At 33.2% G+C, this 14,748-nt stretch carries 11 protein-coding genes; all 11 read right to left on the reverse strand.

Annotation, left to right across the window (positions count from 1 at the left end; translation table 11 throughout):
- A partial coding sequence (locus CKF59_RS05095; RefSeq protein ID WP_119534887.1) for a 30S ribosomal protein S1 occupies positions 1-1,181 on the reverse strand: 1,181 nt, incomplete at its 3' end.
- Between the two features lie 168 nt (positions 1,182-1,349).
- Entirely contained in the window at positions 1,350-2,054 is a 705-nt protein-coding gene (gene cmk, locus CKF59_RS05100) for a (d)CMP kinase (RefSeq protein WP_119534888.1), read from the reverse strand.
- Positions 2,055-2,065: 11 nt separating this feature from the next.
- The gene (gene aroA, locus CKF59_RS05105; RefSeq protein ID WP_119534889.1) at positions 2,066-3,403 is read right to left on the reverse strand and encodes a 3-phosphoshikimate 1-carboxyvinyltransferase; all 1,338 of its coding nucleotides are present in this window, start codon (positions 3,401-3,403) and stop codon (positions 2,066-2,068) included.
- Positions 3,404-3,477: 74 nt separating this feature from the next.
- Positions 3,478-7,623: an Rne/Rng family ribonuclease gene (locus CKF59_RS05110; protein WP_119534890.1), complete on the reverse strand. Its 4,146-nt coding sequence runs from the start codon at positions 7,621-7,623 to the stop codon at positions 3,478-3,480.
- Between the two features lie 834 nt (positions 7,624-8,457).
- On the reverse strand, positions 8,458-9,609 hold the full coding sequence (locus CKF59_RS05115; protein ID WP_119534891.1) for an RluA family pseudouridine synthase: 1,152 nt from the start codon (positions 9,607-9,609) through the stop codon (positions 8,458-8,460).
- A 78-nt stretch (positions 9,610-9,687) separates the two neighbouring features.
- Positions 9,688-10,026, reverse strand: a complete 339-nt coding sequence (gene fdx, locus CKF59_RS05120; RefSeq protein ID WP_119534892.1) for an ISC system 2Fe-2S type ferredoxin — start codon at positions 10,024-10,026, stop codon at positions 9,688-9,690.
- 10 nt (positions 10,027-10,036) lie between these two features.
- Positions 10,037-12,013 carry a Fe-S protein assembly chaperone HscA gene (gene hscA / locus CKF59_RS05125; protein ID WP_119534893.1) on the reverse strand — a complete coding sequence of 659 codons (1,977 nt, stop codon included), beginning with the start codon at positions 12,011-12,013 and terminating at the stop codon, positions 10,037-10,039.
- 17 nt (positions 12,014-12,030) lie between these two features.
- Positions 12,031-12,552, reverse strand: coding sequence for a Fe-S protein assembly co-chaperone HscB (gene hscB / locus CKF59_RS05130; RefSeq protein WP_222985600.1), 522 nt, complete (start codon positions 12,550-12,552; stop codon positions 12,031-12,033).
- Complete coding sequence (iscA, locus tag CKF59_RS05135; RefSeq protein ID WP_119534895.1) at positions 12,545-12,868, reverse strand: iron-sulfur cluster assembly protein IscA; 324 nt, start codon at positions 12,866-12,868, stop codon at positions 12,545-12,547. The genes hscB and iscA overlap by 8 nt, the downstream gene beginning before the upstream one ends.
- 131 nt (positions 12,869-12,999) lie before the next feature.
- The gene (iscU, locus tag CKF59_RS05140) at positions 13,000-13,386 is read right to left on the reverse strand and encodes a Fe-S cluster assembly scaffold IscU (protein WP_119534896.1); all 387 of its coding nucleotides are present in this window, start codon (positions 13,384-13,386) and stop codon (positions 13,000-13,002) included.
- 18 nt (positions 13,387-13,404) lie between these two features.
- Positions 13,405-14,619: an IscS subfamily cysteine desulfurase gene (locus tag CKF59_RS05145; RefSeq protein WP_119534897.1), complete on the reverse strand. Its 1,215-nt coding sequence runs from the start codon at positions 14,617-14,619 to the stop codon at positions 13,405-13,407.
- Positions 14,620-14,748: the final 129 nt, after the last annotated feature.

A 14,748-nucleotide genomic window follows, 5' to 3' on the forward strand; every position in this document is an offset into this window, starting at 1 on the left:
TCAGAAACGTGAACTAAACCGTCGATGCCACCTTCTAAACCAATGAATACACCGAAGTCAGTAATAGATTTAATTTTACCTGTTACTTTTTGACCACGAGTGTAAGTTTCAGCGAATTTAGCCCAAGGGTTTTCTTTACATTGTTTGATACCTAAAGAAATACGACGACGAACTTCATCGATTTCTAAGATTTGTACTTGAACTTCATCACCTAATGAAACTACTTTAGATGGGTGTACATTTTTGTTAGTCCAATCCATTTCAGAAACGTGAACTAAACCTTCAACACCACCTAAAATTTCAACAAAGCAACCGTACTCAGCTAAGTTAGTTACTTTACCAGTTAATCTGTCACCAACTTGATACTTAGCGATTACTTCTTCCCAAGGATCTTGTTGTAATTGTTTTAAGCCTAAAGAAACACGAACTTTTTCTTTATCAAATTTTAATACAACAACTTCTACTTGTTCACCAACTGAAACTACTTCGCTTGGGTGTTTAACACGTTTCCAAGACATATCAGTGATATGTAATAAACCGTCAACGCCACCTAAATCAACGAATGCACCGTACTCAGTTAAGTTTTTGATAGTACCTTTAACTACTTTACCTTCTTCTAAAGTTTCAATTAATGCTTCACGATCAGCATTATCTTCAGTTTCAAGTACTGCACGACGAGATACAACGATGTTGTTACGTTTTTGATCTAATTTGATAACTTTGAATTCTAAGTCTTTACCTTCTAAGTTTGCACCTTCACGGCTTGGACGTAATTCAACTAAAGAACCTGGTAAGAATGCACGAATCATACCATCGATCTCAACTGTATAGCCGCCTTTAACTTTAGATGATACGTGACCAGTAATTGTTTCTTTGTTTTCGTAGATTTCGTGTAATTTTTTCCAAACTTGTAAAGTTTTAGCTTTTCTACGTGATAATGAAACGTCACCTTGACCATTTTCTAATGATTCAACAGCAACTTCAACTTTATCACCTAATTTTACAGTTAGTTCACCATTAGCATCTTTGAATTCATCTTCATCGATTTGTGCTTCTGATTTTAAACCAGCATCAACGATAACAAAACCTTTTTGAATACCGATTACAATACCTTCTACTACGTCACCTACTTTTGGTGTGTTAAGAACTTGAGCTTCAAATAGTTGAGCAAAATTTTCCATGGTTATAAATAAATAAAAATTTAATAAAAAACATCCAACTTGATTCATTCAAGATGGGGTTGAAAACAGAAATACAGCCTCATGCTGTATGCATAATAAAACAGTAATTAATTATACTATAAATAATGAATTTTTAAAATATTTTTTTATTATAAATTAAAGCTTTGGTTAATCTTTAACAAGTCGTTCTTGGATAATTTTATCCATTAGAGCAAAATTTTCTTCGATATTATATGCTGTTGTATCTATAACAATTGCATCATCAGCAGCCACTAATGGAGCTACTTTACGATTTTTATCTTGGAAATCTCGTTCTTGAAGTAAAGTTAAAATTTCTTGATAGTCTGGGTTTTCCCCTTTTTCTAATAGCTCTTTATAACGTCTTTGAGCTTTAGCTTCTGGACTAGCATCTAAAAAGAACTTTATATCTGCTTGAGGAAAAACTACAGTTCCCATATCTCGACCTTCCACTACTAGTCTTGAATATTCTTGAGCGAACTTTCTTTGTCTAGTTAATAAAGCCTGTCTTACTTCAGGAATTTTTGCAATTAAAGAAGCCTTAGCAGCCGTAGTCTCAAGACGAATTTTTGCCGTTACATTTTCTCCGTCTAAAATTACTTGCAATACTTGCTCTTGATCCTCGATAAAGCTTAGAGGTAAAGTTTCTAACTTACCACTCACTTCTTCAATTTTTTCTTGATCATTAACAACTTGCTCTAAATTATAACCTAAACCTTGCAGGTATAAAGCTGAAGCACGATAAATCGCTCCTGAATCTAAACGTTGGCAGTTATACTTTTGAGCAATAAGTCTTGCCATAGTACCCTTACCTACCCCTGAAGTACCATCAATCGCAATTAGTAATTGTTTCATACTTTAACCTCTTATTTATGATGAATTTTTGCAAATTCGCTAAAATAGGTTGGAAAAGTTTTTCTCGTACACTTAGGATCAAGAATTGTAATATTTTTTCCAAGATTATTTAATGCTACTAAAGAAAAACACATAGCAATACGGTGATCATTGTAAGTAGCAATTTCAGATTCTTTAAGATCACGAGGGGAAGTTACTTCTAAATAATCATTTCCTTCCACAACTTCAACCCCTAATTTTTTTAACTCCGTAGCCATGGCTGCTAAACGGTCAGTTTCTTTAACCCGCCAATTATAAATATCTCTAATTACTGTCTTTTCTCCTGGAGGGCAAAAAAGAGCAGCTATTGCAATTCCCATTGCAGCATCAGGAATATGATTTAAGTTTAAGTCTACCGCTTTTAAAGGATAACCTGTAGCTTCAAGTAGTTGCTGATTGCATTGGGCACGAATATATCCTTTACCCGAAGAAATAATCGCTCCCATTTGTTCAAGAGCATAAACAAATTCTTTATCCCCTTGAATAGAACTCATATCTATTCCTTTAACAGTAACATCGCCCCCTATAGCTCCAGCTAGTAAGAAATATGAAGCACTAGAAGCATCGCCTTCCACTAAAAACTCTTGAGGAGATTTATAATTTTGTGGAGTAACAATAAAGCTTTTATAAGCGTCAACCACCTCTACCTCTACCCCAAATTTACGCATACAATCTAGAGTTATATCGATATAAGGTTTAGAAACTAATTCTCCAACAATATTTATTTTCACTAGCGAACCAATTAAAGGAGAAGCCATTAACATTGCGGTTAAAAACTGCGAAGAAATATTTCCTGGAATATTTACGGTTAATTCTTTAGCAAATTCTTGCTCTCTATGAGTAGTAATTTTAAGCGGAGGATAACCTTTATTATTTAAATACTCAATTTCACAACCTAGAGTTTTTAAAGCTTCAACTAGATCTAAGACTGGACGCTCGTGCATTCTCGGTTCACCATGAATCGTAAAACTAGCTTCACCTTTGTTAAAAGCTAAAACCGCAATTAAAGGTCTAAAAGCAGTCCCTGCATTACCTAGATAGAGATCATAGTCCCCCTCTAAACTAAAAGGTCCACCATTGCCGTTAAGCACTACTTGTTCTTTAGTTGCACTAACTTGATAACTTATTCCTAAACTCTCTAAAGCTTTAAGCATCCATGATACATCATCAGAATCCAGTAAATTATCTACTCTTGTCTGTCCTTGTGCTAAGGCTGCTAATAATAAAACTCGATTTGAAAGGCTCTTTGAACCTGGGATAGTTATTTCACCATAAGCTTTTGGTGAAGCTGATAAGATTAATTTTTCCATAGTTATAAAAATAGGTCTGTATATTACTATACAGACCCTATAAATGATTGAATTTGTCTGCTTTTGCAAACTAATTATTTATCATGTCCTCGGTAGAAAGGATGAAATGAATCATCAACACCAACTCCAATAAAGGAGTCTTCAACTTTGCGATTTCTCTCTACTTGAAGGACATCCGCAAATGGGTTTGAAGCTAGAGCAACACTTTGATTTTGAGCTGCAAGTCTCTTTAAATAAAGAATATATTGCTCTTCAACAAAGTAATGAACTCTTACATGTAAAACTAGTTCTGGATATAAGTTTACTAATTCTTTATATAAGAACCATGCTTTAACGAAAGCTTGATTAAAGTTCTTTAAAGCTTCACCTTGTTCAAATCTAAATTGCTCATCAATGATTACAAGATAATGATTATAAAACTCTAATTCTTTTTCATAAAACTCTGTTGTAATGTTTTCTTTATCTCTTACTAACTCTATAAGATAAGTATTAAAGAAAGCACCTAAATAAGTAGTTCGACTCATTAAAGCATCTACCATAATTTCAACAAATGAATCTCTAATATTTTCAATTGTTGCAACTACTTCATCTTTTTTCTTCACCGAATACTCAGAAACAAGTTTTTTATAAGTTGGATAAGAAGTTAAACTCTCAGATTTAGCTTCTTCTGCAGACTGAATATTAAACTCTTGCCCAAAGTCTTTATCCGCACAATATTCATTATATTTAGCTTCTAAAGCTTGTTTAAGATATTGTAAGTCTTCATTTGCTCCAACTTCTAAATTAGCAAACAGATTTGTTTTTTGAGAAGTTTCAGCTGGTTTAGAAGAAACAGTCTGAATTTTTTCCTCAGATTGACCTTCCTTTTGAGATAGAGAATTTTGAACTTCTGTTCTTTGAGCTTCAGATTTTTGTATTTCAGCTTTTTGAGCTGTTTTCTCAAGATTGTCTGTTCTTATTTCTACTACCGTTTTTAGAGGCGAAACTAACTCTCTTGTTTGCTCTTGAGCAGGCTGATTTACTACAACTTCGGTCTTAGCTTTAACTTCACTAACCCCAACTTCTTTATGAGATTTACTTGTTGATGTTTGTAAGTTATGCACATCTTTAACTTGTGTTTTAACTTTCGCACTAGCTAAAGAATTAGACTCTTGTTCCTTAGTTACTTCAGGAGTTTTAGATTCTAAAATTTCTTTTGCTACATTAGAATTAATACTTGTGATTTCTAACGGCGTGTGAATCGTATTAACCACTGATCTCAAGTTTTTACTAATAGAACTTTCTTTGACTTTAGTCGCAGACTCTAAAACATCTTTATTAGAGTTTTTAAGCTTTCCTGGAATCGAGCCTACAGGAACTGACTTAACAGCCCCTTTATTTCTTTTTTCTTCTTGATTTTGTAACTTAATCAATTTAGCTCTTTGTTCCCTTAATGCTCTTTTTGCTTGCTGAATTTCTTTATAAGAATGTTTAAAATTCACACAAGGTTGTGGAGCTTGGAAAACTATTTTTCTTAGTTTTGTAACTTTCTCTTCAGGAGATAACTCAGTTTTAACTATAATCTCATGCTTAGTTTTAACTTCTTGAACATAGTCTTCACTATTAAGAGCTTTACCCTCAGCCACTTTCATATAACTATTTAGTCTATTTGATGGCTCAAAAGCTTTATCTTTTTTACGTGAGAACCCAAATTCTTCACTATCGGTAGCTAAAACCTCATAAGAACTAGGTAAAGTCACTTGCTCTTTATCTTCTTCTAACCAAGTTGCATAAGTATCTTTATCTAAAGCAAACTCTTGATTACGTAAAACATAACGTTCAGAAACATCAACTACTTTTTTACGTTTTTCTTTTCTTGACTCCTCTTTTGAAGAGTCATTTTCTACAACTCTCGCTTTAGTTTTAGCTTTTGTTAGAAGAGATTCAGATTTTTCTTCAGTTTCAGCTTTAACATTAGTTTTTGCTTCCTCAGCTTTACTAACTAAAGTTTTAGCTTCTTGATGAGATTTTTCGATCGTAGGAGCTACTTTATCTTCTTGCTTATTAGCTTCTTTTTCTTGAGCTTCAACCTGAGCTTTAATTTCTGCAGGGTTTATATCACCACGACTCTTCTCAATAACTTTCTTCGCTTTACGCTTACGCTCTTTATTGGAAGTAAATACCTCTTCAGTAATATGCCCATCAGCAAGTACTTTAGCTTTCTTCTCATTAGAATTATCAGCTCCAGTTTCCTTGTCTGTCTTAGCAACTTCGTTTTCTTCATTAGCACGAGCATTTGCTTTTTGCTCACGTAATAAACGACGTTGCTGACGTTTAGATAACTGTTTTTCGCTATCAGCATTATTACTAGTTGATTTACTGTCTTTTGCTTCTTGCGTTTCTTGATTTACGTTATTATTTTCACGTTTACGACGTTTTCTACGACGTAACTCTTGTTTATCTTCGCCAGAAACTTCTTCAGAAGATTCTTTTTTCTTGAATGTAAATAAATTTACAAACCAACGTTTAATTCTACCAACAAACGTTTTCTCTTTTTCTTCTCTTTCTAAGGCTTCTTGAATAAAATCAGCTTTTCCTAAACGAGATTCAAAAGTTTTTTCAACATAAGCATCAGGAACTGAAGATAAGTTATGTGGTAAACTTTTCTCTTCATTTTTTTCTTTAGCATTTTGCTTACGTTGATTTAATCTATTAACTTCTTGATAATGATCAACTAAGAAATAACTTACTTTATCTTTTACTTGATCTCCACGTCTTACACGATGAATCTCAAAGTGTGGAGTCTGCATATCAGCATCAGGAACAACAATAATCTCTACATTGTTTGTTTGCTGGATCTTAGTTAAATCTTCACGCTTTTCATTTAATAAGTAAGCGGCAATTACATTAGGAACAACTACGTGTAACTTAGCTAAACGACCGGTGCGTTTATTTACCTCTTCAACTATTTGACGCAGAATATGTAAAGATAAAGATTCATTATCACGAATAAAACCAGTACCATTACAACGCGGACATAAATGATTGTTAGATTCAGCAATAGAGCCACGAATACGTTGACGTGAAACCTCCATTAAGCCGAACTTAGAAATTCTTGAGGTTTGGATTCTCGCTCGATCATCAGCGGTAGCTTGGCGCATCTTCTCTTCTACTTTTTTCTGATTTGCAGAATGAGACATATCGATAAAGTCGATAACAATTAATCCACCAAGGTCACGAATTTTTAATTGACGAGCAATTTCTTCAGCCGCTTCTAGGTTAGTATAAAGAGCGGTAGACTCTATATCTCCACCTTGGGTAAAGCGAGATGAGTTTACATCAATTGCAGTTAAAGCTTCAGTAGTATCAATTACTATTGCTCCACCGCTTTTTAGTTTAACAGTACGCTCAAATGCTGTATCAATTTGACGTTCTATATCATAAGCAGCAAATAAGCCAAGACTTTTACTTTTATCCGGTCTAAATAAAGTTAAGATAGGTTTTGATTTTGGTCTTACTAAACGTAAGTAGTGTTCAGCTTTTTCATAAGCTTCTTGACTATCAACGACAATTTCACCGACATCTTTAGTTAGATAATCGCGGATTACACGAATAATAGTTTCTGATTCGTGATGAAGAATTCCTACTTCATCATGTTGCTCAGCATATTCTTGGATTTTATCCCAAATAAAGTGAAGAATTTTTAAATCATACTTTAATTCTTCAGAAGAGCAACCTACTCCAGCAGTACGAACAATTAAACCTTGCCCTTCTGGAACATTTAATTCTGCTAATTTTGCACGAAGATTATCTCTATCACTTGCACTTAAACGTCTTGAAATCCCATCTACTTCAGGGCTATTTGGCATTAAAACAAGAAAAGTTGAAGCGATGGCGATATAAGTAGTTAAAGCCGCTCCTTTATTACCCCTTTCTTCTCTCGCTACTTGAACAATTAATTTTTGCCCAACCTCTAAACGATCTTTTATTTCACTGCCTTTACGTAAAAAATATGATTCATGGATATCTTTAAATGGTAAGAAACCATCACGTCCTTCTCCATAATCAACAAAGCAAGCTTCTAATGAAGATTCAATACGAGAAATCTTCCCAATATAAATATTTGATTTTTTATTATCATTTCTTCTTTGCTCTATATCTAGATCTAATAATTCTTTATCATCGACTAGAGCAATACGCACCTCTTCTTCTTGAGTTGCGTTTATGAGCATTTTCTTCATTTCTTATAATCTAAAAAAACTATTTTATAGTATAAGAAACAAACTCAGTTCTTATAGATCTACTTTTAATCCGATGTTAACCATCCAAATCAAAAATATTCAATGCATGCTGTTCTTTGAACTTAAGTAAAGCTAGATCTTTAAAAACTTTTAATTCCAAGAAAAACATGAGTTCATACTAATTCTAAAATTTATCTGTAATAACCCATCACAAAAGTCTTACGTCCATTAACATCCTGCTTCTTGTGAATCTAATTAATACCCCATAAATTTACAATTATCTATATTATTTTAATTAATTCTCTAAAAACCTAAACAAATAGCCTTTAACTTCAATGTATAACATTTACTGAAAACGTTAATTTAAATACATATAGTGTATGAAGGTTCGAGTAAAGACGCCATTTGAGCTTGACCTTTTTGTCTGATCAAAGCTCAAAAAAAATGGCATAAAAATTATAAATTTGAGCACTTTGTATTCATACCCAAAAATCACAGAGGAATAACTCCTTATTCTTGTGATAAAAAAACATAAGTTTAATTTCTTATACTATGCTATGAAAAATTGAATTCTAATATCTTAAACCGAAGTTTAAAATCTTACACCTGTTTTCTCATCATACCGAGATGATTAAAAAACTAAAAAGCTAGGTTTTACTTTTAATTAAATATTTCACAATGATAATTAGATCTAATTATCAAAAAGTTACTCAAATTATAATTCTTTATTAAAAATCTAGACTATTTCTTCTATATTTTACTTTAAATTGCCCAAAAATTCAAAAATTTATCGATAAAAATAAACCTCTACTATTAATAAGCAGAGGTTGATCTTTATTCTATTGGCGTTAAACTTTGTAAAAACTTTTGTAATTCTGGATCTAAAGGAATTTCTACTTCTTTTCTCGTTTCTGAAACTGGATCTACAAAATTTAATTTATAAGCATGTAAAAACATTCTATGCAAACCTAACTTATTAAAATAAGAATTTGCAATAAGATCTTGATATTTTTCATCTCCCGCTAAAGGAGCTAAGGCATGCAAAGCATGAACCCTGATTTGATGGGTTCTTCCTGTAAGTGGACTAGCCTCAACTAAAGAGAATTTTTGCCCATTCTCATCTTCGTAAACCTGCAAGAGTTTAAAATTTGTAATTGACTCTTTCCCTTGATTATCTACCTTAACAAATCTTTCCCCTAACTTTTCATATCTTAAAAGTGGAGCTTCTACTCGTGCATGTTTCCAAATCCCGGGAACTAAACACAGGTAAGACTTATAAATAGTTTTATTTCTAAATTGCTCTTGCAAATGCTTGAGTACACTTGGTTTGCGAGCAACCATTAATAGACCCGAAGTTTCCTTATCAATTCTATGTACTAGTTCTAATCTTTTTTCTTTTGGAAATAGTACTCTTAAAGCTTCTACTACTCCATAATTAACACCAGAACCTCCATGCACCGCAATTCCTGCAGGTTTATTGATAATAAATAATCCCGCATCTTCATAAACGATATTCTTCTTTAATACCTGCACTGAGTTTAGTTTAACTATATCTTTTAAAGCAATACTTTTATCAAGAGTATTTTTTAAGATGAGAGGAGCGATCCTAATAACATCACCTTGGCTAATTTTGTAATCAGCTTTAATCCTTTTCTTATTTGCCCTAATCTCGCCCTTTCTTAACAACTTATAAAAATTTGTTTTAGGAATATTCGGTAAAATACTAATTAAAAAATTATCAATTCTTCGTTCTTGATCTTCAGCTTTAGCTATAAGTTCAACTACTGGAGTTTTATATTCTTGACCTATAGCCACCCCTTGTGGAGCTTTAAAGGCCTCTTTATGCTCTTGATCTTGATCTTTCGACTCAGCCTTTGCCGTAAGTTGAGTAACTTTTTTCGCATGATTAAGTTTCTTTTCTTTACTCAATCTAGGCTGAGAAATTTTTCTCTCCTTATTCTTTGGAGGTCTATTTTTTACACTCATATCTTAATTTATCATTAAATTCTATCTCGATCATTATACACAAAATAAGACCATCCTTGTTAGATGGTCCTATAATAATTAATGATTTTCGCGAGCGTGATTAATCGTGTAACGAGGAATTTCTACAATTAAATCTTCCTCACCTACATAAGCTTGACAACTTAAACGAGAATCTAACTCTAATCCCCATGCCTTATCTAATTGATCTTCTTCATCCATGGTTGGTTCTTCTAACGAATCAAAACCATCACGAACAATTACGTGACATGTTGTACAAGCACATGATTTCTCACATGCATGTTCAATTTCAATCCCATTACGTAAAGCTACATCAAGAATAGATTCTCCAGTTTGTGCTTCAACCACTAATCCTTCTGGACATAATTCAGCATGAGGCAAAAATGTAATCTTAGGCATTTAAGTTCCTTTATTTCATTTCATTAATATCTTTACCTGTAAGCACTTCTTTTATACTTTCTGTCATAATTTTGGCAGCAAAATCACGAGTACTTACTTCTACTTGTTGACTCCAAAAATCAATTTCATTCGCATATTCTTTTAATCTTTGCGAGTCATCATTAGTTAAGCTAGATACATTTAAATTTTCTAATTTGTATTTTTCTAAAAGTGTTAGTAAACGGTTAACATTTCTTTCAATGTTATTTGCCTCTTTAGGCTCTAAATATTTACTACCATACTTTTGCACTTGTTGAACAACTGATTGTACTAATAACTGAGCTTCGACTTGGGCTTCCGAAAGCTTACGTAAAGCTAAATCTAAAGCTGCAAATTCACTTGACTCTTGAATCATTTTTAGTACTTCATCTTCGGTTAGCCCATAAGATAATTTCACTTGCACTTCAGCACTTATGCTCGTAGTCAACTCTTTTGCAGATACACTTAATAAACCATCAGCATCAACTTGATAAGTTACCAGGATTTTCAATGCCCCCGCAGCTCTAGGAGGTAAACCTTTTAGCGTAAAGCGAGATAAAGAACGGCAATCAACCGCCATATCCCTCTCACCTTGTACCACATGAAGTTTTAATCCGGTCTGCCCATCTTGTGCAGTTGTAAATTCCTGAGCTCTCGTAATTGGAATTACGGTATTACGAGGAATAATTTTCTCAACTAAACCTCCATAAACCTCAACTCCTAGAGATAAAGGTAAAACATCTAGCAGTAAAAAATCCTTATCGTTTTGATTACCAGCAAGAATGTCTGCTTGCATCGAAGCACCTAAAGCCACTACCGTATCCGGATCTATGCTTGCTAAAGGTTTACGAGCAAAATATTTCTCAACCTTTTCTTGCACTAAAGGTACACGAGTAGATCCTCCAACAAGAATAACTTCGTTAATTTCTTCTTTATCAACTTGAGCGTCTTTTAATACCGCACGACAAATTAATAAAGTTTGTTTTACGTAATCTTCGATTAGACTATTAAAATGATCACGAGTAATTGTAAAGTCTTCTTGTGGAAGTTGAATCTGAGCTTTATTTAACTCTTGCTCTAATAAGTTAAACTCAACTAAAGTCTCTAACTGCACTGCTTCTTGATGACTTAAATGTTTTTTACAATTAATTGCTAACTCTAGAAGTAATCTTTGTGCTGTTTTATTTAGTTTAAGCTCTTCTAACTTAAATAATTTCTCAAAGTTTTTACTTAAAGCAATATCAAAGTCATCACCACCAAGATTAGTGTTCCCCCCTGTAGCTAGAACCTTGAATACTCCTTTTTCAATTTTTAAAATTGAAACATCGAAAGTTCCACCACCTAAATCATAGACCGCAATTAAACCATCTTGATCAGCTTTAATCCCATAAGCAATCGCGGCTGCAGTAGGTTCATTAAGTAAACGTAAAACATTAATTCCAGCTAACTTAGCTGCATCTTTGGTAGCTTGTCTTTGTGTATCATCAAAATAGGCTGGCACAGTGATCACTGCCCCATATAAACTATCGCCTAAATTTGCTTCAGCTTGTTGTTTTAATTTTTTTAAAATTAGGCTTGATACCTCAATAGCATTTTTACCACCTGCTACAGTATTAAACACCGGAAGATTATTAGCTGTTGCCGTTAACTCATAAGGTATTTTATGTACACTTTCTTTAATCTCGTCTAAAGACTTACCAATAAATCTTTTTACCGAGATAATTGTATTTTGTGGATCTAAATTCGCTTTTTCTAAAGCTTGATATCCAACTTCAGCTTCTTGATCTTTATGAAAACGAACTACAGAAGGACATAAAGCTCTCCCTTTCTCATCTTCAATAATTTCTAAAGAGCCATTTCTATAAACACCAACTAGAGAGTTTGTTGTCCCTAAGTCAATTCCTACCGCAACCTTACGTTGGTGCGGAGCTGCCGATTGACCAGGTTCAGCTATCGTTAATAATGCCATAAATATTTAAATCTACTTTAAATTAGTTGCTCATCTTCTACTTTTTCGATTTCACTTTTTAGCTTAGCTAAAAACTGTAAACGGTAAACTAATTTCTGTGCTAATTCTAAATTATTCTCTATAAAAGCTTGTTCTAAAGCCTGTTTATTCTCATTAACTAAGCTCTTAGCTTTAGTCTTTAAATTATTAAATTCTTGCTCGACAAAATTACGTGATAACTTATCTATCTGCTCACGCATTTGAATTTGCAGAAAAATGAATTCAGCATCCTGCTTAACTACATTTTCATTGAAATGTTGGTGATCTTTTTCTAGATCAATAATAACCTGCCCACGCTTTAAATCATCTTTTAAGATATTGTAAGCATCATTTATTTGGGTAGATTTTGAAATAAAACTAATTCTTTGATTAGGATCTTCAACACCTACAACTTTATCAGGGTGATAGGTTTTCATCAGATCTAAATACTTTTGTTCTAGCTCATTTAGATCTAAAGAAAATTTCTGTTCTATCCCTATAACTTGAAACGGATTAAACATTAAAACTTTCTCCACAACCACATTCGTTTTTGGTATTTGGATTTGAATATTTAAATCCTTCATTTAAACCTTCACGAACATAATCTAACTGGGTACCATCGAGATAAACTAAGCTTTTTTTGTCTACCACTACTGTAACCCCTTTATCTTCAAAAGTTACATCGTCAATATTTAACTCATCGACAAATTCTAAAACATAGCTCATTCCAGAACAACCAGAAGTTTTTACGCCCACACGTAAACCTATTCCTCTACCACGACCTTCAAGAAATTTTTTTACTCTTTGCGCAGCCGCTTCGGTTAGTGTAATAGCCATTGACTAGCTCCTTAAACATCACTATTATTTTTATATTTTATACTGATATATAAGTATATTATATAGCACTATAAAATAAACCCAATCCCTGTGGTTAAAACACACAGAGATTGGGGAAGTTATCATAAGAATTATTTTTTATTTTTGCTGCGGTAATCATTTACAGCAGCTTCAATCGCTTCTTCAGCTAGTAAAGAACAGTGAATCTTTACTGGAGGTAACTCTAGCTCTTGAACAATAGCTTCATTTTTAATCGCTAAAGCTTCATCTAGAGATTTACCTTTTACTAATTCAGTCATTAAAGATGATGAAGCTATAGCTGCTCCACATCCATAAGTACGGAACTTAGCGTCTTCAATGATCCCCTGATCATTTACTTTAATTTCTAACTTCATTACGTCTCCACAAGCTGGAGCACCAACCATTCCTGTACCGATTTCTTTTGAATCATCTGCATCAAAAGAACCTACATTACGTGGATTTTCGTAATGATCTAATAATTTGTTTGAATATGCCATGAATTAACTTCCTTTAAATTAGTGTGCAGTCCAAGAAATTGAATCTAGTGAAATACCTTTTTTGTAAAAATCCCATAGAGGAGATAAATCACGTAATTTTTTCACTGCACTTTTTACTAAATCAATCGTAATATCAATTTCTTCTTCAGTAGTATAACGTCCTAATGAAAAACGAATTGAAGAGTGAGCTAACTCATCATTACGACCTAAAGCACGTAATACATATGATGGTTCTAAAGATGCTGAAGTACATGCTGAACCAGAAGATACCGCTATATCTTTTAGTGCCATCATTAGAGATTCACCTTCGATATAGTTAAATGAAACATTTAAAATTCCTGGAGCAGAGAAGTCATACTTACCATTTAAATAAATCTCTTCTATATCTTTTAGCCCATTCCAAAGACGATCGCGTAAAGCTCCGATGCGTTTCATCTCATCAGCTAACTCTTCTTTAGCAATACGGTAAGCTTCACCTAAACCTACAATTTGATGCGTTGGTAAAGTACCAGAACGTAAACCACGCTCATGACCACCACCGTGAATTAAAGCTTCTAGACGAGCACGAGGTCTACGTGATACATATAAACCACCAATCCCTTTAGGACCATATACTTTATGTCCTGAGAAAGACATTAAATCAACGTTTAACTCTTTTACATCTACGGGAATTTTTCCTACGCCTTGTGTTGCATCACAATGGAACACAATTTTTCTTTCACGACAAATTTTACCAATTTCTGCTACATGTTGTAACACTCCAGTCTCATTATTAACTAACATCACTGAAGCTAAAATTGTATCTGGGCGTAAAGCATTTTGGAAATCTTCTAAACTCACAATACCATGCTCGTCAACATCTAAGTAAGTTACTTCAAAACCTTGACGCTCTAATTGGCGCATAGTATCTAAAACTGCTTTATGCTCAGTTTTAACAGTGATTAAGTGATTTCCTCTTGTTTTATGGAATAAAGCAGTTCCTTTAATAGCTAAATTATCAGACTCTGTAGCTCCTGAAGTAAAAACAATTTCACGTGGATCTGCATTGATTAAATCTGCAACGTTTTTTCTAGCTTCATCAATAGCTTTCTCAGCTTCCCAACCAAATTTATGAGATCTTGAAGCTGGGTTACCAAAGTTACCATCAATGGTTAAGCATTGCATCATTTTTTCAGCTACACGTGGATCTACTGGAGTTGTTGCTGAATAGTCTAGATAAATCGAACGAGACATATGTCTATGATTCTCCTAAAAGTATTTAAATTCTGTTTTTTTTATTATTAGTTTTTTTCTTATTAGTGTAGGTTATCAATAATTTTCTTCCCTTCTTTAGCAAACTTTTTAAATTGCCTATTTTATTAC

This window comes from Psittacicella gerlachiana (assembly GCF_003585965.1).
Taxonomy (GTDB): domain Bacteria; phylum Pseudomonadota; class Gammaproteobacteria; order Enterobacterales; family Psittacicellaceae; genus Psittacicella; species Psittacicella gerlachiana.